Origin of the sequence: Actinacidiphila glaucinigra (assembly GCF_035918135.1) — a bacterium.
GTDB classification, from domain to species: domain Bacteria; phylum Actinomycetota; class Actinomycetes; order Streptomycetales; family Streptomycetaceae; genus Actinacidiphila; species Actinacidiphila glaucinigra.
In genome coordinates, this window is sequence record NZ_CP109144.1 from 5,475,137 (window position 1) to 5,502,049 (window position 26,913).

17 protein-coding genes, 1 other RNA gene and 1 pseudogene are annotated in these 26,913 nt (G+C 73.8%); 12 read left to right on the forward strand and 7 right to left on the reverse strand.

Annotated features, from left to right (window positions below):
- The first annotated feature begins 44 nt into the window (after positions 1-44).
- Positions 45-2,144, forward strand: coding sequence for a bifunctional glycosyltransferase/CDP-glycerol:glycerophosphate glycerophosphotransferase (locus tag OIE69_RS24585; protein WP_326575663.1), 2,100 nt, complete (start codon positions 45-47; stop codon positions 2,142-2,144).
- Positions 2,145-2,148: 4 nt separating this feature from the next.
- Here the strand turns inward: OIE69_RS24585 and OIE69_RS24590 are convergent, their stop codons facing one another.
- The 5 genes from OIE69_RS24590 to OIE69_RS24610 form a co-directional block, all read right to left on the reverse strand.
- On the reverse strand, positions 2,149-4,362 hold the full coding sequence (locus tag OIE69_RS24590) for a bifunctional glycosyltransferase/CDP-glycerol:glycerophosphate glycerophosphotransferase (RefSeq protein WP_326575664.1): 2,214 nt from the start codon (positions 4,360-4,362) through the stop codon (positions 2,149-2,151).
- Between the two features lie 121 nt (positions 4,363-4,483).
- A complete protein-coding gene (locus OIE69_RS24595) occupies positions 4,484-5,422 on the reverse strand; it encodes a carbohydrate ABC transporter permease (RefSeq protein ID WP_326575666.1) in 939 nt (312 codons plus the stop codon).
- Positions 5,419-6,768 carry a carbohydrate ABC transporter permease gene (locus OIE69_RS24600; protein WP_326575668.1) on the reverse strand — a complete coding sequence of 450 codons (1,350 nt, stop codon included), beginning with the start codon at positions 6,766-6,768 and terminating at the stop codon, positions 5,419-5,421. The genes OIE69_RS24595 and OIE69_RS24600 overlap by 4 nt, the downstream gene beginning before the upstream one ends.
- A gap of 9 nt (positions 6,769-6,777) precedes the next feature.
- On the reverse strand, positions 6,778-8,163 hold the full coding sequence (locus tag OIE69_RS24605) for an ABC transporter substrate-binding protein (protein WP_326575670.1): 1,386 nt from the start codon (positions 8,161-8,163) through the stop codon (positions 6,778-6,780).
- 219 nt (positions 8,164-8,382) lie between these two features.
- Positions 8,383-11,466, reverse strand: coding sequence for an FtsK/SpoIIIE domain-containing protein (locus OIE69_RS24610; RefSeq protein ID WP_326575672.1), 3,084 nt, complete (start codon positions 11,464-11,466; stop codon positions 8,383-8,385).
- Between the two features lie 367 nt (positions 11,467-11,833).
- Between OIE69_RS24610 and OIE69_RS24615 the strand changes: the two genes are divergently transcribed.
- The 4 genes and pseudogenes from OIE69_RS24615 to OIE69_RS24630 all read left to right on the forward strand — a co-directional run bounded on the left by OIE69_RS24615 (position 11,834) and on the right by OIE69_RS24630 (position 18,449).
- Positions 11,834-13,609, forward strand: a complete 1,776-nt coding sequence (locus OIE69_RS24615) for a serine/threonine-protein kinase (RefSeq protein WP_326575674.1) — start codon at positions 11,834-11,836, stop codon at positions 13,607-13,609.
- A 257-nt stretch (positions 13,610-13,866) separates the two neighbouring features.
- Positions 13,867-15,111, forward strand: a pseudogene (locus tag OIE69_RS24620) (serine/threonine-protein kinase); the annotation flags it as partial.
- A gap of 989 nt (positions 15,112-16,100) precedes the next feature.
- Positions 16,101-17,219, forward strand: a complete 1,119-nt coding sequence (gene prfB / locus OIE69_RS24625) for a peptide chain release factor 2 (protein ID WP_326575676.1) — start codon at positions 16,101-16,103, stop codon at positions 17,217-17,219.
- A gap of 360 nt (positions 17,220-17,579) precedes the next feature.
- The gene (locus OIE69_RS24630; RefSeq protein WP_326575678.1) at positions 17,580-18,449 is read left to right on the forward strand and encodes a hypothetical protein; all 870 of its coding nucleotides are present in this window, start codon (positions 17,580-17,582) and stop codon (positions 18,447-18,449) included.
- Between the two features lie 157 nt (positions 18,450-18,606).
- Here OIE69_RS24630 and OIE69_RS24635 read toward each other — a convergent pair whose 3' ends face one another.
- A complete protein-coding gene (locus tag OIE69_RS24635) occupies positions 18,607-18,798 on the reverse strand; it encodes a hypothetical protein (protein WP_326575680.1) in 192 nt (63 codons plus the stop codon).
- A gap of 275 nt (positions 18,799-19,073) precedes the next feature.
- Here OIE69_RS24635 and ftsE point away from each other — a divergent pair, with 275 nt between their 5' ends.
- The 5 genes from ftsE to ssrA all read left to right on the forward strand — a co-directional run bounded on the left by ftsE (position 19,074) and on the right by ssrA (position 22,998).
- Positions 19,074-19,763, forward strand: a complete 690-nt coding sequence (gene ftsE / locus OIE69_RS24640; RefSeq protein ID WP_018564091.1) for a cell division ATP-binding protein FtsE — start codon at positions 19,074-19,076, stop codon at positions 19,761-19,763.
- A 44-nt stretch (positions 19,764-19,807) separates the two neighbouring features.
- On the forward strand, positions 19,808-20,725 hold the full coding sequence (ftsX, locus tag OIE69_RS24645) for a permease-like cell division protein FtsX (protein ID WP_018564090.1): 918 nt from the start codon (positions 19,808-19,810) through the stop codon (positions 20,723-20,725).
- A 67-nt stretch (positions 20,726-20,792) separates the two neighbouring features.
- Positions 20,793-21,956: a S41 family peptidase gene (locus OIE69_RS24650; protein WP_326575684.1), complete on the forward strand. Its 1,164-nt coding sequence runs from the start codon at positions 20,793-20,795 to the stop codon at positions 21,954-21,956.
- A gap of 54 nt (positions 21,957-22,010) precedes the next feature.
- Complete coding sequence (smpB, locus tag OIE69_RS24655) at positions 22,011-22,493, forward strand: SsrA-binding protein SmpB (RefSeq protein ID WP_326575686.1); 483 nt, start codon at positions 22,011-22,013, stop codon at positions 22,491-22,493.
- Positions 22,494-22,610: 117 nt separating this feature from the next.
- Positions 22,611-22,998, forward strand: a transfer-messenger RNA (tmRNA) gene (ssrA, locus tag OIE69_RS24660).
- A 78-nt stretch (positions 22,999-23,076) separates the two neighbouring features.
- On the opposite strand, the gene OIE69_RS24665 is transcribed toward ssrA, so the two are convergent.
- Entirely contained in the window at positions 23,077-24,291 is a 1,215-nt protein-coding gene (locus OIE69_RS24665; RefSeq protein ID WP_326575688.1) for an MFS transporter, read from the reverse strand.
- A 98-nt stretch (positions 24,292-24,389) separates the two neighbouring features.
- On the opposite strand from OIE69_RS24665, the gene OIE69_RS24670 reads away from it, so the two are divergent.
- Positions 24,390-25,379 carry a LysR family transcriptional regulator gene (locus OIE69_RS24670; protein ID WP_326575690.1) on the forward strand — a complete coding sequence of 330 codons (990 nt, stop codon included), beginning with the start codon at positions 24,390-24,392 and terminating at the stop codon, positions 25,377-25,379.
- A gap of 103 nt (positions 25,380-25,482) precedes the next feature.
- Positions 25,483-26,874, forward strand: a complete 1,392-nt coding sequence (locus tag OIE69_RS24675; RefSeq protein ID WP_326575692.1) for a nitrate/nitrite transporter — start codon at positions 25,483-25,485, stop codon at positions 26,872-26,874.
- The last annotated feature ends 39 nt before the right edge of the window (positions 26,875-26,913 follow it).

The following is a 26,913-nucleotide window of genomic DNA, read 5'->3' on the forward strand; positions in this document are numbered from 1 at the left end:
GATCCACCGGGCGCCGGGGGCCGGTCCTGCTTACCCTCGGCCCTATGCCTCGGTTCAGCGTGATCGTCCCGGTATGGAAGGCACAGGGCTACGTCCGCGCGTGCCTGGAGTCGGTGCTCGGGCAGCGGTACGCGGACCTGGAGCTCATCGCGGTCGACGACTGCTCGCCCGACGGAGCGGCCGCCGTCGTCGAGGAGGTCGCCGCCGCCGACCCCAGGGTGCTCCCCTTGCGGCAGCCCCGCAACGCCGGCCCGGGCCCGGCCCGGGACGCCGGCGCGGCCCGCGCCAGCGGCGACTACCTGCTCTTCCTCGACGCCGACGACCTCCTCGCGCCCGGAGCCCTGGCCGCCCTGGACGCACGGCTGCGGTCCACCGGCGACCCGGAGGTCCTGCTCTTCGACCACGACCGGCTCGACGTGTGGGAGCACCGTACGGAGAGCGGGGACGGCCCCTTCCTGCACGCCGCCGCCCTCGCCGGGCACGCCGTCTTCCGGGCCACCGAGCGCCCCGAGTGCCTGACGGTCCTGCCCGCCGCCTGGAACCGGGTGGTGCGGCGCGACTACTGGGCCGGCTTCGGTTTCGGCTCCGGGCCGTACGAGGACGTCCCGGTGGCGTACGAGATGCTGCTCGCCGCTCCGCGCATCGCCTGCCTGGACCGGGTCTGCGTCACCTGGCGCAGACGCCGCCACGGCAGCTTCTCCAGCACGCCGGGCCCGCAGCACCTCGCCCTGGCCGACCGGTACGACACCCTGCTGGCCCGGCACGACCTGCCGGTGCTGCGCGCCGAGCGGGACCGGCGCCTCACGGCCGTCCTGGACGACCCCGGGCGGCTGCGCCCGCAGGACCGCGCCGCCTTCTTCCGCCGCGCCGGGCTGCCCGGCACCTTCGCCGCCCACCGCGCCGCGGAGCTGCGCGCCCACGCCGCCCGGCGGCTGCGCGCCCGCCGCAACGCCGCCGCCCGCGAGGTGTACCGCCGCTGGTACGCCCTGGAGCGCCGGCGCCCGCTCGACGACGACCTGGTGGTGTACGCGGCGTACTGGAACCGGGGGGTGCTGTGCAGCCCCGCCGCGATCTACCGCAAGGCCCGCGAGCTGGCCCCGCACCTGCACGGGGTGTGGGTGGTCCGGCGCGGTGCGCAGGACGAGGTCCCCGAGGGCGTCGACCGGGTGGAGGCGAACTCCCGCCGCTACTGGGAACTGCTGGCCCGCGCCCGCTTCCTGGTGAACAACGCCAACTTCACCGGGGAGGTCGTCAAGCGCCCCGGCCAGGTCTACCTGCAGACCCACCACGGCACCCCGCTCAAGCACATGGGCATGGACCTGCGCGCCCACCCGGCGGTGGCCAAGGGCATGAGCTTCCGCCGGCTGCTGGACCACGCGGACCAGTGGGACTACTCCCTGTCCGCCAACCCCCACTCCAGCGAGGTCTGGGAGCGGGTCTACCCCGGCGGCTACCTGACGCTGCCCACCGGATACCCGCGCAACGACGCCTACTTCACGGCCGGCGCCGACGACGTGCGGCGGATCCGGGCCCGGCTGGGCATCCCGGACGGGGTCAGGGCGATCCTGTACGCCCCGACGCACCGCGACTACCAGCGGGAGTTCGTCCCGCAGCTGGACCTCGCCCGGCTGTGCCGGGCGCTGGGGCGGGAGTACCTGGTGCTGGTCCGCGCGCACTACTTCCACTCCGGGGCCGGCCCGGCGGCGCTGCCGGAGGGGGCGCTGGACGTCTCCGCGCACACGCCGCTGGAGGAGCTGTGCCTGGCCTCCGACGCCCTGCTCACCGACTACTCGTCACTGATGTTCGACTACGCCGGCCTGGACCGCCCGATCGTCGTGCACTCCGCCGACTGGGAGGTCTACCGGGCCGCCCGCGGGGTCTACTTCGACCTGGTCTCCGGGCGCCCCGGCGACACCCCGGGCGTCGTCGCCCGCGACGAGGCCGCGATCGCCGCCGCCTTCCGCTCCGGGGCGTGGTCCTCGCGCGGTTCCGCCGAACTGCGGGCGGCCTTCCGGGCCCGTTTCTGCCCCTGGGACGACGGCCGCGCCGCCGAACGCGTCGTACGGCGGGTGCTGCTGGGCGAACCCGAGCTGCTGCCCGTCCTCAAGGCGGACGAGCGCACCCCCGCCCCGCCGCCGGGATGAGGCCTCAGGGGCGGGCCGGCGGGGCGGGGGTGCGGCGCTCCGGGGGGAGGACGGCGGGCTCCCCGCCGTCCTCGCCGAGGAAGACGCGGCGTACGACCCGCTCGGCGGCGTGGCCGTCGTCGTACGGGCAGAAGTGGGCCCGGAACGCCGCCCGCAACTGGGCGGAACGGGGGCCGCGCCAGATGTCGGTGGTGAGGATGGACAGGAGCTCGTCCTCGCTGCGGGCGACCGGCCCGGGGGCTTCGGCGGTGATGTCGAAGTAGGTGCCGCGGGCGGCCCGGTAGGCCGTCCAGTCCCCGGCGTGGACCACGATGGGGCGGTCGAGGCCGGCGTAGTCGAACATCAGGGGGGAGTAGTCGGTCACCAGGGCGTCCGCGGCCAGGCACAGCTCCTGGACCGAGGGGTGGGCGGAGACGTCCAGCACGGTGTCCGGCAGCCCCTCGGGCAGCGTGCCCGTGCCGGCGTGGCCGTCCGGCGCCCGGTACAGCACGACGTGGCCGGGGCCGAGTTCGCGGGCGAGGCGGACCAGGTCGACGGGCGGGTGGAAGCCGCGCCGGTAGTCGCGGTGCGCGGGGGCGTACAGGATCGCGGTGGACTCCGCGGGGATGCCGAGGCCGGCGCGGATCCGCCGTACGTCGTCGGCGTCGGCGCGCAGCAGGACGTCGTTGCCGGGCCGGCCGTGCTCCAGGGTGGTGTAGCCGGCGGGGTAGGCCCGTTCCCAGACCACCGTCGAGTGCCGGTTGGCGGACAGGCAGAAGTCCCAGCGGTCGGTGTGGGCGAGCATCCGGGCGAAGTCCCGGCCCGCCGAGGCGGCCGGGTGCCCCTGGAGGTCCAGGCCCGTGCGGCCGAGCGGGGTGCCCTGGTGGGTGTGGAGGTTCATCTGGCCGCGCCGCTTGCGGTAGGCGTGCGGGAAGTTGACGTCGTTGACCAGGTAGGCGGCGCGCGCCAGCGCCGTCCAGTAGGCGGGCGAGCCGGGCTGGAGCCGGCGTACGCCGCGCGGCAGGGTGTGCGCGTACGCCGGGGTCGTGATCCACGCGGTGCGCAGGTGCGGCGCCAGGTCGCGGACGGCGGCCTCCAGGGCGGCGGGGTCGCCGCCGTAGCCGCCGTAGCGGCAGGCCGCGAAGACCGCGAGGTCCGGGTCGAGGGGGCGGTGCCGCTGGATCCGGTAGTGCAGCCGCAGGCCCGCCTCCCGGGCCGCCCGCGCGGTGTCCTTCACCAGCCGCCGCAGTCTCCTGCGCAGCGCGTTGGCGGCGCGCACGGCGTCGAAGACCTGCCGCGCGCCGAGCCGCACGAGCAGCCGCCGGGTGCCGCCGGGGACGCCGTGCGGGCGGGCGCCGGTCTCCTGGGGCTGGTAGCGGCGGAAGTGGAGGCTGCAGCGCCGGAAGTACAGGCCGCGCGACGAGCGGGGCAGCCGGCCCGGTGTGTTGTAGACCGCCAGCAGGTGGTCGGTCATCCGGCCGAAGAGGGCGGGCCGCCAGCCGTCGAGGGCGGGGTTGCGGTCGAGGAAGGCGAAGACCCGGTCGTACTGGTCGAAGACGTCGAAGTGCCGGCTGCTGGTGGTGCGCAGGATGCTGCCCCGGCGGCGCTGCCGGTAGAGCACGCAGACCCGGTCGAGCACCGCGATGCTGCGGGCGGCGAGCAGCAGGGGGTAGGTCCAGGCGACGTCCTCGTACCAGCCGGGCGGGAAGGCGGCGTCACAGCGCTGGACGAACTCCCGCCGGTAGGCCTTGTTCCAGGCGACCGGCAGCAGCCGCAGAAGTTCGGGGCGGTCGTCGAGGGGCCCGGCGGGGCGGCCGTCCTGGGCGAGCAGTGCGGCGCGCTGGTTGCGCACGACGCGGCCGTCCCAGTAGGTGCGGGCGTAGTCGTAGACCAGCACGTCCGGCTCGGCGGTCTCCTTCAGGCGGTCGGCGAGGGCCTGCAGGGAGCCGGGGGCGAGGGTGTCGTCGCTGTCGAGGAAGAGCAGGTAGTCCCCGGTGGCGCGGGCCGTTCCGGCGTTGCGGGCCGGGCCGAGGCCCACGTTCTCCTTCAGGTGCAGGACGGTCACCCGGCGGTCGCGGGCCGCGAAGGCGTCGAGGATGGCGCCGCTGGCGTCGGGGGAGCGGTCGTCGACGGCGATCACCTCGAAGTCCGAGAAGCTCTGCCCGAGCACGGACTCCAGGCACTCGTGCAGGTAGGCCTGCACCTTGTGGGCGGGCACGATGACGCTGAACCGGGGCAAGGCAGCACATCCGTAATGTCGGCTTACGCGGCGTATGCCCGTTATATCCCGGGCATGCGCCGCGTACGGCGACCCGTCCGGCGACGGAGTGTTGCCCCCTGACCTGCGGTGCTTTACGGGGCTACTTCACGGCGCCCGCCATGACGCCGGAGACGAACTGGCGCTGGAAGGCGAAGAAGACGACCAGCGGGACCACCATCGACACGAAGGCCCCCGGCGCCAGGACGTCGATGTTGTTGCCGAACTGCCGGACCTGCTGCTGCAGGGCGACCGTGACCGGCTGAGAGCCGGTGTTGGAGAAGATCAGCGCCACCAGCATGTCGTTCCACACCCACAGGAACTGGAAGATGCCCAGCGAGGCGATCGCCGGGCCGCCCAGGGGCATGATCACGCGGGCGAACAGCCGCAGCTCGCCCGCGCCGTCCAGCCGCGCCGCCTCCAGCAGCTCCCGCGGGATCTCCGCGAAGAAGTTGCGCAGCAGGAAGACGGCGAACGGCAGGCCGAAGCCGACGTGGAAGAGCACCACGCCGATGATGTCGCCGAAGATCCCGATCTCCCCGAACAGCTTCGCCACCGGGATGAGCGCGATCTGCACCGGCACCACCAGCAGCCCCACCACCAGGAGGAACAGCCAGTCCCGGCCCGGGAACTCCATCCAGGCGAAGGCGTAGCCCGCCAGCGCCCCGATCACCACCACCAGCAACGTGGCCGGCACCGTGATCAGCGCGGTGTTGACCAGCGAGGAGGTGACGGCGTCGTTGCCGAGCAGCTCCCGGTAGTTGGTGACGGTCAGCTGCGAGGGCGCGGTGAACACCTTCCACCAGCCGGAGTCGGCGATGTCCACCGGCCCCCGGAAGGAGGAGATCAGCAGCCCGACGGTCGGCATCAGCCAGAACAGGGCCACCAGCACGAGGAGGACCCTCAGCGCCCCGCCGCCGGTACGGGCCACGACCCGCGAGGCGAGGGACTGCCTGGCGGCGGCCGGGACGGCCCGCGCCTCGGCCGGGCCCGCCGGTTCCGCCGGTTCCGCCGGTTCCGCTGTGCCTGCGACGGTCGTCATCGTCGGGCCTCCCTGCGCAGTCGGCGGATGTTGAAGACCATGACCGGGACGACCAGCAGCAGCAGGATCACACCGATCGCGCTGCCCACGCCCTGGTCGTTGCCGGCCCCGAAGGAGGACAGGTACAGCTGCAGGGCCAGCACGTTGGCCTCGTCCTTCGAGGTGTCGGGGGCGACGATGTAGACCAGGTCGAAGATCTTCATCACGTTGATCATCAGTGTCACGACGACCACGACCAGCACGGGAGCCAGCAGCGGCACGGTGATCCTGCGGAAGACCTGCCACTCGTTGGCGCCGTCGATGCGCGCCGCCTCCATCAGCTCCCGCGGCACCCCGGCCAGGCCCGCCGCGATGAGCACCATGGCGAAGCCCGCCCACATCCACAGATACGCCCCGATGATGGCGGGCGTCACCAGGGTGGGGCCGAGCCAGTCGACACCGTTGTACGGCTCCGCGAAGTTCGAGGCCGGCAGCCGCAGTCGGGCGTCGGCCGCCGAGGCGGGCAGCGAGAAGGTGCCGTCGGTGCCGGAGGTGGCGGAGGCCACCACCCGTCCGTCCCGCACGGCCTCGACCTTCACCCCCTCCAGCGCCTTCTCACCGGCGTCGATCACACCGGGCTCGCCGCCCCCGCCCGGCTTGAAGTCCAGCCACACGGTGCCGGACACCCCGGGCCCGGCGGCGGCCGGCCGGGCGTCCGCGGTGCCCGCGGGCAGCTTCGCGGCGGGGACGCCGATCAGCGGCAGCCCGACCGCCGTCCCCTCCCCGGCGGCGTCCCGGGTGGTGTACGAGCCGCCGCCGGAGGCCGCCAGCGAGCCGTTCGGCCGCGGCCGGGCCCCCGGGTACGCCGAGGACTCGGCGAAGGTGTCGTGGACGCCGACCACGACGGCGTTGGCCGCGCCGCGCGCCGGGTCCTGCTCGTACACCAGCCGGAAGATGATCCCGGCCGCCAGCATCGAGATCGCCATCGGCATGAAGACGACCAGCTTGAAGGCGGTGCCCCAGCTCACCCGCTCGGTCAGCACCGCGAAGACCAGCCCGAGGGCCGTGGCCAGCACCGGCGCCACGACCACCCAGACCGCGGTGTTCCGCAGCGCCGTCAGGGTGCTGTCGTCGCTGAAGACCGAGGCGTAGTTGTGCAGGCCCACGAAACCCGAGCCCGCCTTGTCGAACAGGCTGCGCCAGGTGGTGTACCCGATGGGGTACACCACCAGCGCGCCCAGCAGCACCAGCGCGGGCAGCAGGAACAGGCCCGCCACCCAGCGCCGGGTGCCCATGACGCTCTTGCCCCCGGCGGAGGGCGCGCCGCCGGAAGCGGCCGGCCCCTTCGCCGTGGCCGCCGTCGCCATCGCGGCCGCCTAGCCGGCGTACGCCTTGGCGGCGTCCGCTTCCAGCTTGGCCTGCGCGCCGGCGACGTCGGAGGGGTTCCGCAGGAAGTCCTGCAGGTCCTTCCACTCGCCCTTGCCCGCGGTGCCGCCGAAGGCCGCGGGGGCCTGGTCGGACATGTCGAAACGGAAGTCGTCGCCCGCCGCGACCAGTCCCTCCGCGATCGAGCGGGAGACCTCGTTCGGGTAGGCCGACAGGTCCAGCGACTTGTTCGGCGAGACGAAGCCGCCCGAGGAGGCCCACACCTTCGCCGCGTCGGTGGAGGCGAGGAAGGTCAGCAGCGCCTGCGCGCCCTTGGTGTCCTTCAGCGCCACGCCGACATCACCGCCGCTGACCACCGGCGCCTTGCCGGAGCCCACTGCGGGGAAGGGGAAGACCTTGGCGTCCTCGCCGACCTTCGCCTTGGTGTTGTCGCCGATGAACGCGCCGACGAAGTCCCCCTCGTAGACCATGGCGGCCTTCGGCGGGTTGCCGGTGAAGGTCTGCGTCACGGACTTCGGGAAGTCGGTCTTGAGCGCGCCGCTCTGCCCGCCGGCGATCAGGTCCTTCTTGCCGAAGAGCTGGGCGAGGGTGGTGAGCGCGTCCTTCACCGAGGGGTCGGTCCACTTGATCTTGTGCTCGGCCAACTGGTCGTACTTCTCCGGGCCGGCCTGGGAGAGGTAGACGTTCTCGAACCAGTCGGTGAGGGTCCAGCCGTCCGCGCCGCCGACCGATACCGGGGGAGTGCCCGACTCGAAGAGGGTCTCGGCGGTCTGGAGGAAGTCCTCCCAGGTCCCCGGAGGTTCGGAGATCCCGGCGTTCTCGAAGGCCGCGGTGTTGTACCAGACCAGCGACTTGTTGGCGGCCTTGGCGTAGACGCCGTACTGCTTGCCCTCGTACGCGCCGAGGTCCTTCCAGCCCGCGCTGAAGTTCTTGTCGAGCTGCGCCTGGACGTCGGAGGAGAGCGGCTTCAGCCAGCCCTTCTGCGCGAACTGCCGCAACACGCCGACCTGCGGCAGGAACGCGACGTCCGGCGGCCGGCCGCCCTCGATCTTCGTGCCGAGGAAGGTGGAGACGTTGTCGCCGGTGGGCACGAAGCCGACCTCGGCCCCGGTGCGCTTGGTGAACTCGTCCAGCACCTTCTGGAAGTTCTTCTGCTCCGGCCCGGTCCACACCGCCGCGACCTCGAGCTTCTGGCCCTTGAGGTCCGGCAGCGAGACGCTCCCGCTCCCGCCGGAACTGCTCCCGCCGCCGTCGGGGGTGCCCTTGTCGTCGTCGCCTCCGCCGCACCCGGCGGCCGTCAGCGCCAGGGCGGCCGTCGCCACGACGGCGATGACCGTCCGGCGTGTACCGCGCGTGCGCCTGCTGGATGTCCGCATGTGCCTGCCCATCCCCTCAGCGCGGACCCGCGCCGCGGTGGCAGCCCGCCGCATGGCCGTGGCAGCTGCGCCGGGCGTCCCGTCCCCGCGTCATCCGCTGTTCCGCGTTCAGTCCTACGCCCTGTCTGATAACCGCCGCAATAGCGCCTCAGCGCACGGCGGTTGGATTGTGACCGTCATGTGATCGGCCGTTCGGGCGGGCGCGGGGGCCGGGACGGATCAGAGCAGCGGCGGCACCGGATCGGCCGCCGCGGACTCCGCGGCCCGCTGCAGGGCACTGGCCAGCAGAGCGAGGTCGGTGGGGCCGTTGCCCAGTTCGCGGACCGGGCGGCGGGTCGGCGGATCGCCCATGCGGTCCCACTCCAGCGGGACCACCGTGGGCCGCAGGGTCGCCGTCCGCGGGATCCGGCCACTGACCCGGCCGGCCTGGAAGGCGGTGACGGCACCGTCCGGCCGGCGCAGGTAACCGCGGCCCGGCAGGGCGTCGTCGACGGTCGCCGGCTCCTCGACGGCGACCAGCAGCGCGGCCGACTCCGGCTCCTCGGTGCGCAGCGCGATCCGCAGCCGCGCCGAGTCGTCGGTGTGGGTGCCCGCGGTGCGCTCGGGGCGGCCGGTCGCGGCGACGAGGTGGACGCCGAGGCGCTCGCCGTCGCGCGCCACGCTCTCCAGGGCGCGGACCACCGAGCCCGCGGCCGGCCGGCCGGGACTGCCGAGGGCGGGGGCGACCAGCACGTCGAAGTCGTCCACCACGACGACCAGCCGGGGCAGCGGCTCGGTGGTGCGGGTCCGCACCCGCACCGCGCCGCGCACCTGGGGGTCCGCCGCGGTGGCCGGGGCGTGGCCCGGCTCCGCCTGGCGCGGCACCACGGGCAGCCGGCGGCGCTCGTGCCACTGCCCGAAGTCGGCCCCGTCCAGCAGCTCGTCACGGCGCTTCAGCTCCGCCGTGAGCGCCTGCGCGAACTCGCGCATCCGCACCGGGTCGCAGGCGGACAGATAGGTGGAGACGTGCGGCAGGTCGGTGCAGGTGCGCAGCCCCTCGCCGCGTTCCGTCCCGGCGCCGTCGACCAGGACGAGGGCCAACCGGTCCGGCCGCTCGCCGGCGGACAGGGCGGCGGCCACCGAGCGCAGCAGCTCGGTCTTGCCGGAGCCCGCCGCGCCGCCGACCAGCAGATGCGGTCCCTCGGCGACCAGGTCGACCAGGACCCGGCCCTCGGGCCCGGCGCCCAGGACGGCCGCGGCGGAGCCGCCGGAGGGGGCGGGCCCGGCCCAGCGGGTGGTGATCTTCGCGGGGGTGGCGAGCGCCAGGTCCAGCTCGTCCAGGAGCCGGGCCGTGGGCGGCAGCGCGGAACGTGTACGGCGCGGCGCGGCGTCGCCCTCGCGCAGCGGGGCCAGCGCCCGGGCGAAACGCTCGGCCCACGCAGCCGACACCGCCTCCATCGTCATGTGCTCGGGGCCGTGCGGCTCCATCCGCAGCATCGTCGCGACGTCGCCCTCCAGCACGGCGACGGCGCCGCAGCGGGCGGCCAGCCGCTCCGGGCTCTCGGCCAGGCACAGCAGGTGCACCCCGACCGACGGCCCGGCGGCCGCGATACGGCCGGCGGCCTCGCGCAGGTAGGCCGAGCCCGGGTCGCCGTCCACGACCAGCAGCGTGTACGGGCCCTCGCGGCGCGCCGCGGCCTCGGCCACCTCCTCGGGGGTGGCCGTCGCCCAGCCCGCGCCGAGGGGGCCCTCCTCGATGCGCCGGACGACCTCGGCGACGCGGGCCTCGGCCTGCTCCCGGTCCGACGCCGTGAGCAGCCGGCAGTCCTGGCCGTGCGCCGGGCGCAGATGCGGCAGCCAGTACAGCCACCCCCACTCCTCGGCCCGCTGTTCGGCGGGACGGGAGCGGTCGGCGCTGATCAGGGCGACCTCCAGCGCGCCGGGCGGATGCAGGGCGCACAACTGGGCGATCACGGAGCGGGCCAGACCGGACAGCCGGGGGCGCGGTCCGGCGAGGCCCAGCACATGGGTGTGCGGGTCGCGCAGGTCGACGGTGAACGGCACGGCGGGCAGCGTCCGGAAGCCGTCCTCGGCGGTCAGGTCCGCGGTGCCGAGCCGGACCGTGAGCAGGTCGGGATGGCCGAGGGCGCGCTCCCACAGCCGCGGTCCGGGCCCGAGCGCGGTGAGCAGCACGGCCGCCGGATCGGGCCAGCGCTCGCGCAGCGCCGCGGCGTCGGTCAGGTCGTACGTCGTCCCGCCGCCCTCGTGGCCGTCGGCGCCCGGGGCGCCGCGGCCGGCGGCCAGGCGCCTGGCCCAGCTCCCTATCGCCCCGGCCATCCGGCTGCCGGCCTCCGCGGCCCGCCCGCCACCGCGGCGGCCCTGGGGCAGCGCGACGCCGCGGGTCTGCTCGGACAGGCCGCGCTGCGGGGTGTCCCGCCGGACCGGGCCGTCCGGCGCGGCCTCCGCCCGGTCCTCCCCGGGCGCGGGTGCGGCGGGGATGCCCGCGCCGACGCTCCCGGACCCGGTGCCGGTGGTCGTCGGGCCGTCGGAGGGCCCGGCTGCGCGCGTCCCGGGCCGCTCGGCGGTGCCGTCGGCGGGGCGGGCGGGCTGCCAGGTCGCCACGCGGCCGGTGTCCGGCCAGGAGGTCGGGGGGAGGGTCACCTGGAGGTGCCCCTCGGCGTCGGGGATGGCGGGGATGGAGGCGGGCGGCGGAGGGACGGTCGAGCCCGGGGGCGCCGGCTCCAGCCGGAGGGTCGACTCGCCGATCCGCAGCAGCGCGCCGGCGGGGAAGGGGACCGCGCGCTCGCCCACGGGAGCGCCGTCCAGGGCGGTGCCGTTGGTGGAGCCGAGGTCGACGACGGTGACCCGGCCCTCGCCGTCCACCGTGACGGCGCAGTGCAGCCGGGAGACGTCGGGGTCGTCCAGCGGCACGTCCGCGTCCACGGACCGGCCGACCCGGATCCGGCCGCCCTGCAGCAGGTGGACGCCGCCCGCGTCGGGCCCGCCGACGACGTGCAGCCGGGCGGCGGCCGTCGGGCGTCCGCCGTCGTGCCCGTCGGCGGGCGCGTGCAGCGACAGGACCGCGCCGTCGAGCAGCGGCGGCACCCCGAGGACGGCGGTCGCCGGGTCCAGTCGCTCGGCGCCCGCGTAGAGCGGGGGCGTGGACTTCCCGGCCCGCGCGGGCTGGCCGGAACCACCCGAGCCGGACGCCAGGGCGCCTGCCACCGCACCGAGGGGTGTGCCCGCGGGTGCGGTGACCAGCACGTCGCAGGAGCGCGCCGCGCGGCCGCCGCGCGGCCCGAGAACGGTCAGCCGGATCTGCATCTCCGTCCACGGTCCCTTCTGCCCGGATCCACCGAGGCGCGGGCCCCCGACCCCACCCCGCCCTGCCCGGGACGTCGACACGTACAAGAGCGGACCGGTGGGCTCCCCTTGCTCAGCTGGACCAGCTTGCTCGGCGATACGCGATCCGCGACACGCATCCTCCCACCCGCCGCCGACAGCTCGCCGCCGGTGCCCACCTTTGCGATCTTGAATGGTCAGCATTGGGCAGAAAAAGCAACCAAACGACCGTACCCCGCGTCCTAACCCCACACACGCCCCGTACCGGAACGCAGCCCCGCTCCCACGTGGCGGCACTACAGTGGGCGAAACAGGCCACGGACCAGGCCAAGATCCAGGGAGCGCGAACGTGCGGCCGGTAGGCAGCAGATACGAACTGGTGGAGCCGCTCGGGCGCGGAGCCACGGGCACCGTGTGGCGGTCCCAGGTGCGGGACACCGGCGAGACCGTCGCGATCAAGGTGCTCAAGGAAGAGCTGGCGAGCGATCCCGACATCGTCATGCGCTTCCTGCGGGAGCGCTCGGTCCTGCTGCGGCTGCGCCATCCGCACATCGTCCGGGTCCGCGACCTGGTCGTGGAGGGTGAGCTGCTCGCCCTGGTGATGGACCTGATCGAGGGCCCCGACCTCTACCGCCATCTGCGCGAGAACGGCCCGTTCTCGCCGGTCGGCGCCGCGCTGCTGACCGCCGCCGTGGCCGACGCGCTGGCCGCCAGCCACGCCGACGGCGTGGTGCACCGCGACCTGAAGCCCGCCAACGTCCTGCTCGCCACCGTCGCGGGCCCGGACGGCACCCAGCAGATGCACCCGATGCTGACCGACTTCGGCATCGCGCGGCTGGCGGACTCACCCGGCGTCACCCGCACCCACGAGTTCGTCGGCACGCCCGCCTACATAGCGCCGGAGTCGGCCCAGGGCCGTCCGCAGACCTCGGCCGTGGACATCTACGGCGCGGGCATCCTCCTGTACGAACTGGTCACCGGGCGCCCGCCCTTCAGGGGCGAGAGCGCGCTCGAGGTGCTGCACCAGCACCTGAGCGAGGAGCCGCGCCGGCCCTCCACCGTGCCCGAGCCGCTGTGGACGGTCATCGAGCGCTGCCTGCGCAAGGAGCCCGGGGAGCGGCCCAGCGCGGAGAACCTGGCGCGCGCCCTGCGCGTCGTCGCGGCGGGCGTCGGCGTGCACTCCTCCCCGGCGCAGTCCGAGGCGGCGCTCGGCGTCGCCGCGCTGCTCGCGCCGGACCCGTCCCCCGCCACCGTCCCGGACACCCCGCTCGTCCCGCCGGACACCGCCGACCCCACGCAGGTCCTGCCGAACCGGTCGCCCGTCGGCGGGTACGACCCGTACGACCCGAATGCCGCCACCAGCGTCCTGCCCGCCTCCGCGGCGGGCGCGGCCGACGCGACCCGGGTGATCCCGGGCGGCTCTGCATCGGCCGGGGCCGGCGACGGCACCCGCGTGATGCCGCCGGTGCCGGACGGGCCGCCGGACTCCGGTGCCCCGCAGGGCCCGCACCCGTGGGAGTCGCAGCTCAACCGCGCCCGTGCGCGCGCCGAGCAGACCGAGATCCAGTACCTGGACCCGGAGCAGGACCCGCTGCGCCGCAGGCCGCGCCGGCAGGCCTCCCAGCAGCCGCAGTCGCAGCAGCCGCCGCAGCCCCCGCAGGGGTACCAGCAGCAGCGGCCGCAGCAGCCCCAGTACCGGCAGCCGGCGCAGCCCGGCTACGCGCCGCAGCCGCATCCGCAGCAGTACGCCCAGCGGGCCCCGCAGCCCCAGCCCCAGCAGTACGCGCCGCGGCCGCAGCAGCAGCCCGCGCCGCGCTACGAGCAGCCGCAGCACCAGCGGTACGAGCCCCAGCGCCCGTCCGCGCCGGAGCCCGCCCCGTACCGCGAGCCGCGGCAGCGCAGCGCCAACCCGATGAAGATTCCGGGTCTCGGGTGCCTCAAGGGCTGTTTCACCATGATCATCGTGCTGATCGTGATCGTCCTGCTCGTCTGGTACCTCACCCCCGTCCCGGAGTGGCTGGACACCGGCAAGAGCCTGTGGGGCACCGTGAGCGACGGCGTCGAGAACTTCTGGGACTGGGTCTCGGGCCTCGGCGGCTCGGGGACCTCCGGCGGCACTCCGTAGGACCGCCGCGCACCCCTTCGGGGTCGGGCACGGCGCCGGGCACCGCCCACGCCGTGCCGCCCCGCTGAGCCGGTGCCGTCAACGTCAACTGGCCCACCGTCACCTCCCCGTGGGGCCGGTGTTGGTGATTTGTCGACTTCTGGAGGGTGATTTCTCCCGGAGAAGCCGCACTCACCCCCGTCAGGTTCCCCCAACCGGCTCGCATCCGCGTAGCTTTGTCGCCAACACGACGGCACGTCGGAGGAGTCGGAGCAGCCTTGGGACGGAAGATCGGCAGCCGGTACACCGCGCACCAGGTGCTGGGGCGGGGTTCCGCCGGCACCGTGTGGCTGGGCGAGGGCCCCGAGGGCCCGGTCGCCATCAAGCTGCTGCGCGAGGACCTCGCCTCCGACCAGGACCTCGTCGGCCGCTTCGTGCAGGAGCGCACGGCCCTGCTGGCGCTCCACCACCCGCACATCGTCGGCATCCGCGACCTGGTGGTCGACGGCTCGGACCTCGCGCTCGTCATGGACCTCGTCCGCGGCACCGACCTGCGCTCCCGGCTGGAGCGCGAACGCAGGCTCACCCCCGAGGCGGCCGTCTCCATCACCGCGGACGTCGCCGACGGCCTGGCCGCGGCCCACGCGGCGGGCGTCGTCCACCGCGACGTCAAGCCGGAGAACGTCCTGCTGGACTCCGCCGCCCCGCCCGGACCGGGCGGGGCGCCCCCGGCGCTCCTCACCGACTTCGGCATCGCGCGGCTGGTCGACTCCCCGCGCCGCACCCGGGCCACCCGCATCATCGGAACCCCCGACTATCTGGCCCCGGAGATCATCGAGGGCCTGCCGCCGCGCGCCTCCGTCGACATCTACGCCCTCGCCACCGTCCTGTACGAGCTGCTCGCCGGCTTCACGCCGTTCGGCGGCGGCCACCCGGGCGCGGTGCTGCGCCGGCACGTCACCGAGTCGGTCGCGCCGCTGCCCGACCTGCCCGACGAGCTGTGGCAGTTGCTCTCCCAGTGCCTCGCCAAGGCCCCGGCCTCGCGGCTGAGGGCGGCCGAGGTCGGCACGCGGCTGCGCGAGCTGCTGCCCGCCCTCGCCGGGCTGCCCCCGCTGGAGGTGGACGCGCCCGGGGACCACCACGGCGAGGAGGTGTACGACCGGGAGTCCGGTTCCCTCGCCGAGCCCTACGACCCGCCGGCCGACCAGCCGCGCGGCGCCGTGCCCCTGGTCCGCGGCTCCGCACCCGACTCGACGCGCGACACCCACACCAGCATCAAGCTGCCCACCGCGGAGGAACTGGCCGGCGGCCGGCCCGCCGCGGTGCCCGGCCAGCACGCGCGGCACCGCCATCGCGCCGTCCCCGACGCGCTGCAGCGCCGCCGCGTCAAGATCGGTGCCGCGGCGGCCGCCGCGCTGGTCGTCGGGCTCGGCGGCTGGGCGATCGCGGCCTCCGGCTCGGACGACGACGGCGGCTCCAACAGCCGCGAGGACAAGCCTTCCGGACAGGCCTCGACCACCCCGACCGCGCCCACCGGCGCCGCCGCCTCCCCGCAGGGCGCCGTCAGCACCCCGGCGGGCACCGCCGCCGAGGAGGCCGCGCTGAGCTGGTCCGGCTACACGTCGCTGCCCCGCTTCCCGGACCGCGGCGTGCACCCGGTCGGCGGCCCCCGCGCGATCTCCGTGTCCGGGACGACGCACGTCTTCACCCGGGGCAGCGACAAGAACGTCTGGTACCTGGCCTCCGGCACCTGGCACCGGCTCACCGGGATAAGCGTCGCCGACGACCCCTCGGTCGTCTCGTCGCGCGCCGGGCAGTTGGACGTCTTCGCCCTCGGCACCGACCACCGGGTGTACCGGCGGACCCTGAGCGGCGGCGCCTGGGGCGACTGGTACCAGGTCGACCAGCCCGCCCGGTTCACCACGACCCCCGCCGCCGCGTCCTCCGCGCCCGGCCGGATCGACCTGGTCGGCTGCTCCGGCGGCGACCTCGTCACCTCCTCCTGGGTCGACGGCCGCTGGAACGCCTGGGCGCTGGTCCCCACCGCGGGCCGGGTCACCGCCGCCCCCGGCCTGGTCTCGGCCGCACCCGGCACCCTCGACGCCTTCGCCGTCCGCAAGGCCGACGGCGCCGTGCTGCGCCTGCCGTACGCGAACGGCGCCTGGCGCCCCTCCGAGATCGTCACCGGCCTCGACGCCACGGGCCGCCCCGAACCCGCCGTCTCCGGTGGCCGGCTCTTCGTCCTCGCCCCCGCCGACGACGGGGCCCTGGCCGCCGCCGTCTCCGACGGCGGCACGTGGGCGGCGGTGCCGGTGTCCGCCAGCACCCCCTCCCACCCCGGGCTGACCACGGCGGACGACACCCTGACCCTCTACCTCCGGCGCGCCGACGGCACGCTCGCCCACGCCTCGGCCCCCGTCCCGGCCTGAACGCCGAGGCGCTCACGGCCGCCGGCCGGCCCGCCCCGGCTCACCGGAGCGGCAATGCGCGGCGTGCCGGTACCCTGGGGGACGTGGCAGTCCTGGATGTATCCGAAGAGCTCAAGTCCCTCTCGTCGACCATGGCCTCGATCGAGGCCGTTCTGGACCTCGACAAGCTGAGGGCCGACATCGCCGTGCTCGAGGAGCAGGCGGCGGCGCCGTCGCTGTGGGACGACCCGGAGGCGGCACAGAAGATCACCAGCAAGCTGTCGCACCTGCAGGCCGAGGTCCGCAAGGCCGAGGCACTGCGCGGCCGCATCGACGACCTCGGGGTGCTCTTCGAGCTCGCCGAGGCCGAGGACGACGCGGACACCCGCGCCGAGGCCGAGACCGAGCTGGAGTCGGTGCGCAAGGCGCTGGACGAGATGGAGGTCCGCACCCTCCTGTCCGGCGAGTACGACGCCCGTGAGGCGCTGGTCAACATCCGCGCCGAGGCGGGCGGCGTCGACGCCGCCGACTTCGCGGAGCAGCTGCAGCGCATGTACCTGCGCTGGTCCGAGCGGCACGGCTACCCGACCGAGATCTACGAGACCTCGTTCGCGGAAGAGGCCGGCATCAAGTCCACGACCTTCGTGGTGAAGGCGCCGTACGCCTACGGCACCCTCTCGGTCGAGCAGGGCACCCACCGGCTGGTGCGCATCTCGCCCTTCGACAACCAGGGCCGGCGCCAGACGTCCTTCGCGGGCGTCGAGGTGCTGCCGGTCGTCGAGCAGAGCGACCACGTCGAGATCGACGAGACCGAGCTGCGCATCGACGTCTACCGCGCCTCCGGCCCCGGCGGCCAGGGCGTCAACACCACCGACTCCGCGGTCCGGATCACCCACCTCCCGACCGGCATCGTGGTCTCCTGCCAGAACGAGCGCTCCCAGATCCAGAACAAGGCCAGCGCGATGAACGTCCTGCAGGCCAAGCTGCTGGAGCGGCGCCGCCAGGAGGAGCAGGCCAAGATGGACGCCCTCAAGGGCGACGGCGGCAACTCCTGGGGCAACCAGATGCGTTCCTACGTGCTCCACCCCTACCAGATGGTCAAGGACCTGCGGACGGACTTCGAGGTCGGCAACCCCCAAGGCGTCCTCGACGGCGACATCGACGGCTTCCTCGAGGCGGGCATCCGCTGGCGCAAGCAGCAGGAGCAGGGCGCCGGCGTCTGACGCCTCGTCGTCTCCTTGGGATCCTCACAACTGCCGCCCGGTGGGTGGCAGTTGTGCGTTTTGGGTCACAGCACCATAAGCAACCGGGCGGCATAGTCGGCCAATCCCGGCATTGCGCTTGGAACGCCCTTGACGACGCTGTGAAATCTGGGAATCGTGATGCGCGGCATGCGTAGGACTGGGGCGCGAGCGAACGGGGGCGAGCGCGGCCGGTGGCTCAGGCCCCGGCCTTGAACGTGCACCGCCCCACAGGACGCTCCCCCTGTGACGCTGCTCCATTGACGAGAAGCTACTGGGGGTAGTTGCCAGATGAGCATGAAGCACACACGGCTGCGAGTGGCCCGTATAGCCGCCGCCGCGGTGATCGCGAGCGGTGCCTCGCTGACCGCCGCGGGCGCCGCCCAGGCCGTCGGCCTGGACATCGGCCTGAACGCCGGCGAGGCCGAGGTCAGTGTCGGTGTCAACCTCGATGACGAGGACACCGAGGGCGCCACGCTTGGTGTCACGGAGGGCCAGACGGAAGGCCAGACCGAGGGCGCCACGCTTGGTGTCACGGAAGGCCAGAGCGAGGGTCAGTCCGAGGGGCAGTCGGAAGGCCAGAGCGAGGGTCAGTCCGAGGGGCAGTCGGAAGGCCAGAGCGAGGGTCAGTCCGAGGGGCAGTCGGAAGGCCAGAGCGAGGGTCAGTCGGAAGGCCAGTCGGAAGGCCAGAGCGAGGGTCAGTCCGAGGGCCAGTCGGAAGGCCAGAGCGAGGGCCAGTCGGAAGGCCAGTCGGAAGGCCAGAGCGAGGGTCAGTCCGAGGGGCAGTCGGAAGGCCAGAGCGAGGGCCAGTCCGAGGGGCAGTCCGAGGGTCAGTCGGAAGGCCAGAGCGAGGGGCAGTCCGAGGGGCAGTCGGAAGGCCAGTCGCAGGGCACCAGTGAGGGCAACGGGAACGGCGGCAACGGGAACGGTGGCGGCAGCGGTGCCGGCGGTTCCGAGACCGGCGGTTCCGACGGCGACGGCACCACCTGCACCCTCGACGGGGACAGCGTGACCTGCGCCGACAACACCAACACCGACAACGCCGGCAGCAGCGAGGTCGTCACCCAGGGTGACACCACGGAGGAGCTGGCCGAGACCGGTGCCGGCGACAGCCTGTTCCTGCTGGTCGGTGCCGCCACGATGATCGCGGGCGGTGTCGGCTTCCGCCTGATGCCGCGCCTGGTCGGCGGCGGCCGCAACACCGCCGTCTGAGGTCCACGCCCGGACGGTAGCGCGCACCCGAGGCCCGTACCGCATGCGCCACATGCGGTGCGGGCCCGCGTGTGCCCGCGGGAGGCCCGGGAACGCCGCAGGGGCCCGTAGCGCCGAGCGCCGCGGGCCCCTGTGCTCGCCGTATGTGTGTGCCGCGCTACACCGCGGCCTCGTGCACCACCCACGCCACCGCGAGCAGGGCGACCAGCAGGGCGATCAGGGCCGCCGGGGAGATGGCCGCGAAGGGGTTCTCCTGCTGCATGCGGGCACGGTGGGCGCGGCAGACCGCACAGCGGCCCTCGCTGACGGGGCCGGCGCAATTGGCGCACACCAGTCGGTCGACTGTCATGCCGTCGCCTCCTCCCAGGCGGCCTGGCGGCCGCTCGATGAACAACGCGCGACAGGGGCGGTACGTTCCCGGGCCCCCCGACCACTGTGCCAGTTCCCGGGACGCTCGGCGCGTCCCGCGCGATTCCTGCGACTCCGAAGAGTGACACATGTGGCCAATGCCTGCTTTGTCCCCCGGTGGTCTGTGAATAAACCCGTCATCCCGGACCGCGGACTGCGCGGGCCGTGGCCATTCGCGTAAGGTCGCCTCCGATCCCCTGTATCCGGAGTGCGACCGTGATCCGATTCGACAACGTCACCAAGACTTACCCCAGGCAGAACCGTCCTGCACTTCGGGACGTGTCGCTGGAAATCGAGAAGGGTGAGTTCGTCTTCCTGGTGGGCTCCTCCGGCTCCGGGAAGTCGACCTTCCTGCGGCTGATCCTGCGCGAGGAGCGCACCGACACCGGCATGGTGCACGTGCTCGGCAAGGACCTGGCGCGGCTGTCCAACTGGAAGGTGCCGCAGATGCGCCGCCAACTGGGCACCGTCTTCCAGGACTTCCGACTGCTGCCCAACAAGACGGTTGCCGAGAACGTGGCCTTCGCCCTCGAGGTGATCGGCAAGCCGCGCGGCACCATCCGCAAGACGGTCCCCGAGGTGCTGGACCTCGTCGGCCTCGGCGGCAAGGAGGACCGCATGCCGGGCGAGCTGTCCGGCGGTGAGCAGCAGCGCGTGGCGATCGCCCGGGCGTTCGTCAACCGCCCGATGCTGCTGATCGCGGACGAGCCCACGGGAAACCTCGACCCGCAGACCTCCGTGGGCATCATGCGGCTGCTGGACCGCATCAACCGCACCGGCACCACCGTGGTGATGGCCACCCACGACCAGAACATCGTCGACCAGATGCGCAAGCGCGTCATCGAGCTCGAGAAGGGGCGACTGGTCCGCGACCAGTCCCGCGGCGTCTACGGCTACCAGCACTGAGCCGGGGCCCCGCCCTGCACACCGCAGCCTTCTGAAAGGACAACATGCGCGCCCAGTTCGTGCTCTCGGAGATCGGCGTCGGCCTCCGGCGCAACCTCACCATGACCTTCGCGGTCATCGTCTCCGTGGCCCTCTCGCTCGCGCTCGCCGGCGGCTCGTGGCTCGCCCGCGAGCAGGTCGACTCGATGAAGGGCTACTGGTACGACAAGGTCCAGGTGTCGATCTTCCTCTGCAACAAGAACGACGCCAAGACCGACCCCAACTGCACCAAGGGCGCCGTCACCGAGGAGCAGAAGCAGGACGTCGAGAAGCAGCTCAAGGCGCTGCCGCTGGTGGACAAGTACTTCCACGAGAGCGCGGAGGACGCCTACAAGCACTACAAGGAGCAGTTCTCCGACTCGCCGCTGGCCGACTCGCTCACCCCGGACCAGATGCAGGAGTCGTTCCGGGTCAAGCTCAAGGACCCGACGAAGTTCCAGGTCGTCGCGAGCGCCTTCCAGGGCCGTCCCGGCGTCCAGGAGGTGCAGGACCAGAAGGCCCTGCTGGACAACCTGTTCGGGCTGCTCAACGGCATGACGCTGGCGGCGCTGGTGGTGCTGGCGTTCATGCTCGCGGTGGCGATGATGCTGATCGTCAACACGGTGCGGGTGTCGGCCTTCAGCCGGCGCCGCGAGACCGGGATCATGCGGCTGGTCGGCGCGTCCAGCTTCTACATCCAGATGCCGTTCATCATGGAGGCCGCGTTCGCCGGTCTGGTCGGCGGTGGCCTGGCCTGTCTGATGCTCCTCGTCGGTCGCTACTTCCTGATCGACCACGGCCTGTCGCTGCAGACCAAGGTGCCGCTGATCAACTTCCTCGGCTGGGGCGAGGTGGCCCAGGTGCTGCCGCTGGTGCTGGTGGTGGGCATGCTGATGCCCGCGCTGGCGGCCCTGATCGCGCTGCGCAAATACCTCAAGGTCTGATGCGCGCCAAGGGCGCTGTACGGCCAACTTTCCGTACAGCGCCCGCTTCTCGCCTAGACTGCCCGACGTGCTGAGCCACTGTCCGCCCGGGAGACCACGTCGCCTGTGCCGCGCCGCGGCGCTGACGCTGGTCTTCGGCGCGGTCCTGGCGACCGGCGCGGCGGCGGGCTCCTTCGGGGACCTCGGCGGGGGGCGGCGGACGCCGCAGCACTCCCGCATCCCGGCCGGCACGGTCGCCGACACCGACGAGATCGCCGAGGCGATCGCGGAGGGCAAGGTCGGTCCGCAGGCCGCGGAGGCCCTGGTCAGCCGGAGCGGCGACCGCTGGTCCTCCTTCTACACGGCCCAGGAGTACGAGGGCTTCCAGCAGTCCCTGGACGGCCGGTACGTGGGGGTCGGCCTGTGGGTGCGGCGCACCGAGGACGGCCGCATCGGGATCGACCGCGTCCAGTCCGGCAGTCCCGCCGCCCGGTCCGGTGTGCATGCCGGCGACCGGCTGACGAGCATCGACGGCACCGAGGTCACCGGTCGTCCCGTCACCGAGGTGGTCGCCCGGCTGCGCGGTTCCGACTCCGCCGGCACGCCCGTCTCGCTGGGCCTGCGGCGCGGCACACGCTCCTGGGAGATCTCCCCGCGGCGCGCCCTGCTGCCGACGGAGTCCGTACGGGTCCGGCACGTCCCCGGCGGCGTCACCGTCGTCACGGTGGACGCCTTCACCAAGGGCGTCGCCGAGCAGGTCGGCCGTGCGCTGTCCGGTCGGCCCGGTCGCGAGGGCATACTCCTGGACCTGCGAGGCAACTCCGGAGGCCTGGTCACCGAGGCCGTCGGCGTGGCCTCCGCGCTCCTGGACGGCGGCCTGGTCGCCACGTACGACGTCCACGGCAGGCAGCAGGCGCTGTACGCCACCGACGGCGGCGACACCGACACCCCGCTCGTGGTGCTCGTCGACGGCGGCACGATGAGCGCGGCCGAACTGCTCGCCGGCGCCCTCCAGGACCGCGGGCGCGCCGTCGTCGTGGGCTCCCGCACCTTCGGCAAAGGCTCCGTGCAGATGCCCAGCCGGCTGTCGGACGGCTCGGTCGCCGAACTCACCGTCGGCCACTACCGGCTGCCCGCAGGTCGCCGGGTGGACGGCCGCGGGGTCGAGCCCGACCTGTCGGTCACCGGCGGCGCGGACGCCGAGTCCGAGGCCCTCGAGGTACTGGACGGCCTGGGCGCGCCGGCCCGCTGACCGGCGCGCAAACCGGTACCCCCCGCCCCGCCGAGGTGCGAGAATGGCCGCGCTATGGCAAAGGAAACGGGTCGCAAGCTGATCGCGCAGAACAAGAAGGCGCGGCACGACTACCACATCCTCGACACCTACGAGGCGGGCCTGGTGCTGACCGGCACCGAGGTGAAGTCGCTGCGCCAGGGACGCGCCTCCCTGGTCGACGGCTTCGGCCAGCTCGACGGGGGCGAGGCGTGGCTGCACAACGTGCACATCCCCGAGTACACCCAGGGGACGTGGACGAACCACTCGGCGCGGCGCAAGCGCAAACTGCTGCTGCACCGGGCGGAGATCGAGAAGCTCTTCCAGAAGTCGCAGGAGACCGGTCACACGATCGTGCCGCTCTCCCTCTACTTCAAGGACGGCCGGGCGAAGGTCGAGATCGCGCTGGCCAAGGGCAAGAAGGACTACGACAAGCGGCAGACCCTGCGTGAGCAGCAGGACCGGCGCGAGGCCGACCGGGCCATGTCGGCAGTACGCCGCCGGCAGCGCGGGCAGTGAACGCCGCCCGCGCCGCGGGCGCGGGAATGCGCTGGCCACCGTGCGCGTTGGTCACGTACGATGGGATCAGCACCACCGGACGGTGACCGCCCGGTGTGCAGCTTGAAAAGTCAACATGGGGATGATCGGTTTCGACTGGGGATGTCGAAGCAGGGGAAGCGAGCCGAGGAAGCGGCAATGATCTCGTAAACCATATGCCGAAAACAATAATCGCCAATAACAAGAGCGATTCCTCCGCCTTCGCGCTCGCTGCCTAATTAGCAGCTAGCCGAAGACTCCGCGGAGTGTCAGCCCGGGGCTGTTCCCGACCCGGATCCTGGCATCAGCTAGGGGACTAAACCACTGAGTCCGGCCACGGGGCTCGGTGGGAAACCAAACAGTGGCTGGGCCCGTCGGCGGCTTGTCCGCGTGACTGCCGGGGCCGAGAAAAGCACAGCGGACTGCGCTCGGAGAAGCCCTGGTTCCGCACCACAGGACGCGGGTTCGATTCCCGCCATCTCCACTGACCCCATGGAAGGCGATGCCTGCCGCGCTCCGCGCGGGAGGCATCGCCTTCCGTCGTTTCCGGGGGTGACCGATTGCGTCAGGCCCGGCGCCGGGCCTGACGCAGGGAGGCCGCCGAGACCAGGGCGGCGGTGGCCGCGGCGACCGCCGGTATCGCGTACGCGGCCACCACGCCCCGGTGCTCCACGACGGACCCCGCGGCGAAGGAGCCCGCGGCGATGCCGCCCAGGAGGGCCGTGACGGCCAGCGTCATCCCCTCGTTGAGGCGGCCCGGCGGGACCCGGCGCTGGATCAGGGCCATGCCGTTGATCATCGTGGGCGCGGTGGCCATGCCCGCCAGCAGCAGCGCGGGGGCCAGCAGCCACAGGCCGCCGAGGGCCGCCGCGGGCAGCGGGCCGAGCATGAGGGCGGCCATCAGGGCGACGCTCGCGGCGAAGCGGCCCCCGGCGGTGCCGCGGGGCCGACGCAGCCCGTACAGCAGGCCCGCCGCGCAGGAGCCCGCCGCCTGGAGGGCGAGCACCGCCCCGGCGGCGCCGCGGTGCCCCTGGGCGTCGGCGAAGGCGATCGTCGTGACCTCCAGGGCCCCGAAGACGGCCCCCGTCGCCAGGAACGTCAGCAGCACGGCCGGCACCGCGGCCCGCCCGGCGCCCGCGCCCGGTCCCGCTGCGGCCCCGGGCCGCGGCACCGGCGGGGGCTCGGTGCCGCGCTGCGCGGCGAAGAGCAGGATGCCGCCGAAGAGCAGCAGCGCCCCCGTCAGCGTGCCGGCCTCGGGGAACAGCGCGGTGCACAGGAAGGCCGCGAGGACCGGGCCGAGCATGAAGCAGACCTCGTCCGCCGCCTGCTCGAAGGAGTTGGCGACGTGCCGGGCCCGCTCGTCGTCCCGGTACAGGTGCGCCCAGCGCGCCCGCGCCATGCCGCCGGTGTTCGGCGTCGTCGCGGTGGCGGCGTACGCGGCGAACAGGGTCCAGACCGGGGCGTGCAGCCGTACGCACATCACCAGCGCGAGCGAGCCCAGCGCGGCGAGCCCCGCGGCCGGCACGGCCACCCGGGCCTGGCCGAGCCGGTCGGTCAGCCGGGCGGTCCAGGGGGCCACCACCGCCGTCGCGGCGAGCCCGGTGGCGGTGACCGCCCCGGCCAGCGCGTACGAGCCGTACCCCGCGGCGATCATCACGACCGCGCTGACGCCGAACATCCCCATCGGGAGCCGGGCCAGGAGGTTCCCGGTGGTGAAGGCCCGGGTGCCGGGCAGGGCGAAGAGCCGCCGGTAGGGGGCGGCGAGGGCGAGCGCGGTCATGCCATCACCCTCGTGGGCCTGGTCCGGCGCGGTCCAACACCTGATCAGCGCCCATTGACGCGTTCCGGAGGTGAATCGCGGACGTGTTCAATGGGCGGATGCCGCACGCCATCGACCCGCGCCTGCTCAGGGCCTTCACCGCCGTCGCGGAGGAACTGCACTTCACCCAGGCCGCCGCCCGGCTGCACGTCGCCCAGCAGGCGCTGAGCCGGGACGTCCGGCGTCTGGAGCGCGAACTGCGGGCCGAGCTGTTCGTCCGCACGACCCGCTCGGTGCGGCTGACCGCCGAGGGGGAGCGGCTGCTGCCGTACGCCCGGCGCGTCCTCGCCGCCCACGACGAACTGGCCGCCGCCTTCGCCCCCGTCGGCCGGCCGCTGCTCGTCGACATCGGCGCGCCCGTGGGCACCGGCCACCGGGTGCTGACGGCCGCCCGCGCCGCCGCGCCCGAACTCGAGCTGACCGCGCGCTTCCACAGCGGGCTCACCGGCGCCGCCGCCGGGATCCTCGCAGGCCGCCTGGACGTCTCCTTCGGCCGCGCGGCGGGCCTGGCCGCCGAGGTGCTGGACCGGCTGGAGCACCGGCCGGTCCGCCACGAGCGGATGGCGGTGCTGCTGCCCGCCGGCCACCGGCTGGCCCCGCTCGCCGAGGTGCCGCTCGACGGACTCGCCGGGGAGTCCCTCTACGCCGCCGCCGGGAACCCGGACACCGCCGAGTGGACGGACCTGGCCCGGCGCCTCTTCCGGGGCCGGGGAATCTCCGTCGCCGCGCCCTTCCCCGCCATCGACGGCCCGGAGGAGTTCGTCCGCCTGGTGCGCAAGCACCGCTGGCCCGTGCTGGCCAGCACCGAGTTCATCGACCTGCCCGGCTTCGTCCTGCGCCCGCTCACCGGTCCCGTACCGCTCGCCCCGGTCTCCATGGTGTGGCGGCGCGGACTGCGCCACCCGGGGCTGGACGCCCTGCTCGCCGCCGCGCGGCGGCTCGGCGCGGAGGAGGACTGGCTCGATCAGCCGGACGGCGCCTGGCTGCCGGAGCCGGACGCCCGCGTCATGGCGCCCCCGGCGCTCACAGGGGGCCCGCGCGCCGGGTGAGAGCAAGGTTGCGTGACGGTCACCTCGGGCCATCGGGCGGAAACGCGGTGTTCCTACCGTCGTGGGCATCACCCGACGAGCGACATCAGGGCCTGGAGGCGTCATGACTGCCGCGAGCACCACAGCACGCAAGGGCGGCCGCTGGATCGAGCGGTGGGACCCGGAGGACGAGGAGTTCTGGGAGGCCGGCGGCCGCCGGGTCGCCCAGCGGAACCTGCTCTTCTCCGTGCTGTCCGAGCACGTCGGCTTCTCGGTGTGGACGCTCTGGTCGGTCATGGTGCTCTTCATGGGCCCGGAGTACGGCATCGACCCCGCCGGGAAGTTCTTCCTGGTCGCCATGGCCACGGCGGTCGGCTCGGTGGTCCGCGTCCCGTACACCTTCGCCGTCGCGCGCTTCGGAGGCCGCAACTGGACCGTCATCAGCGCGCTCATGCTGCTGCTGCCGACGATCGCCGCCGCCGTCGTCATGGAGCCCGGCACCTCCTACGGCACCTTCCTCGCCGTCGCCGCGCTGACCGGGGTCGGCGGCGGCAACTTCGCCTCCTCCATGACCAACATCAACTCCTTCTTCCCGCTCCGGAAGAAGGGCTGGGCGCTCGGCCTCAACGCGGGCGGCGGCAACATCGGCGTGCCCGTCGTCCAGTTGGTCGGCCTGCTGGTCATCGGCACCGCGGGCGCCGGGCACCCCAGGCTGCTGCTCGCCGTCTACATCCCGCTCATCGTGGTCGCCGCCACGCTCGCCGCCCTGTGCATGGACAACCTGGCGCCCGTGCGGAACGACACGGGGGCGGCCGCCCTGGCGGTGAAGGACGGCCACACCTGGATCATGTCCCTCCTGTACATCGGCACCTTCGGGTCCTTCATCGGCTACAGCTTCGCCTTCGGGCTCGTCCTGCAGAACGAGTTCGCCCGCACCCCGCTGCAGGCCGCGTCCGTCACCTTCGTCGGCCCCCTGCTCGGTTCGCTGGTCCGCCCGGTCGGCGGGCGGCTCGCGGACCGCTTCGGCGGCGCGCGGATCACCCTGTGGAACTTCCTGGCGATGGCCGCCGCCACCGCCGTGATCGTCCTCGCCTCGGCGCAGAGGTCCCTGACGCTGTTCTCCGTCGCCTTCGTCGCCCTCTTCCTCCTGACCGGCCTCGGCAACGGCTCCACGTACAAGATGATCCCGGGCATCTACGCCGCGAAGGCCGCCGCGATGGGGCTGACCGGCGAGGCCGCGGCCTCCTACGGACGGCGGCTGTCCGGCGCCGCGATGGGCCTGATCGGCGCCGTCGGCGCGCTCGGCGGCCTCGGCATCAACCTCGCCTTCCGGCAGTCCTTCCTCACCGGGGGCACCGGCACCCCTGCCTTCGTCGCCTTCCTGGCCGTGTACGCGGTCTGCTTCGTGGTCACCTGGGCCGTATACCTGCGCGGGCCCGCGCCGGCCCCCGCCCCGGCCGCCGGCCCCGGCGCCGGGGCCGAGCCGGAGCCGCGGCTCTCCTACGCGGAGGTGTAGCCCCGGCGAACCGCGTAACAACGGGGAAATGCAGGCGAA

Excerpts from the sequence above, each read along its gene's own strand:
- OIE69_RS24585 (WP_326575663.1), top strand. The coding sequence starts at position 45 with ATGCCTCGGTTCAGCGTGATCGTCCCGGTATGGAAGGCACAGGGCTAC.
- OIE69_RS24595 (WP_326575666.1), bottom strand. The coding sequence starts at position 5,422 with ATGACGACCGTCGCAGGCACAGCGGAACCGGCGGAACCGGCGGAACCG.
- OIE69_RS24600 (WP_326575668.1), bottom strand. The coding sequence starts at position 6,768 with ATGGCGACGGCGGCCACGGCGAAGGGGCCGGCCGCTTCCGGCGGCGCG.
- OIE69_RS24605 (WP_326575670.1), bottom strand. The coding sequence starts at position 8,163 with ATGCGGACATCCAGCAGGCGCACGCGCGGTACACGCCGGACGGTCATC.
- OIE69_RS24610 (WP_326575672.1), bottom strand. The coding sequence starts at position 11,466 with ATGCAGATCCGGCTGACCGTTCTCGGGCCGCGCGGCGGCCGCGCGGCG.
- OIE69_RS24635 (WP_326575680.1), bottom strand. The coding sequence starts at position 18,798 with ATGACAGTCGACCGACTGGTGTGCGCCAATTGCGCCGGCCCCGTCAGC.
- ftsX (WP_018564090.1), top strand. The coding sequence starts at position 19,808 with ATGCGCGCCCAGTTCGTGCTCTCGGAGATCGGCGTCGGCCTCCGGCGC.
- smpB (WP_326575686.1), top strand. The coding sequence starts at position 22,011 with ATGGCAAAGGAAACGGGTCGCAAGCTGATCGCGCAGAACAAGAAGGCG.
- OIE69_RS24665 (WP_326575688.1), bottom strand. The coding sequence starts at position 24,291 with ATGACCGCGCTCGCCCTCGCCGCCCCCTACCGGCGGCTCTTCGCCCTG.
- OIE69_RS24670 (WP_326575690.1), top strand. The coding sequence starts at position 24,390 with ATGCCGCACGCCATCGACCCGCGCCTGCTCAGGGCCTTCACCGCCGTC.
- OIE69_RS24675 (WP_326575692.1), top strand. The coding sequence starts at position 25,483 with ATGACTGCCGCGAGCACCACAGCACGCAAGGGCGGCCGCTGGATCGAG.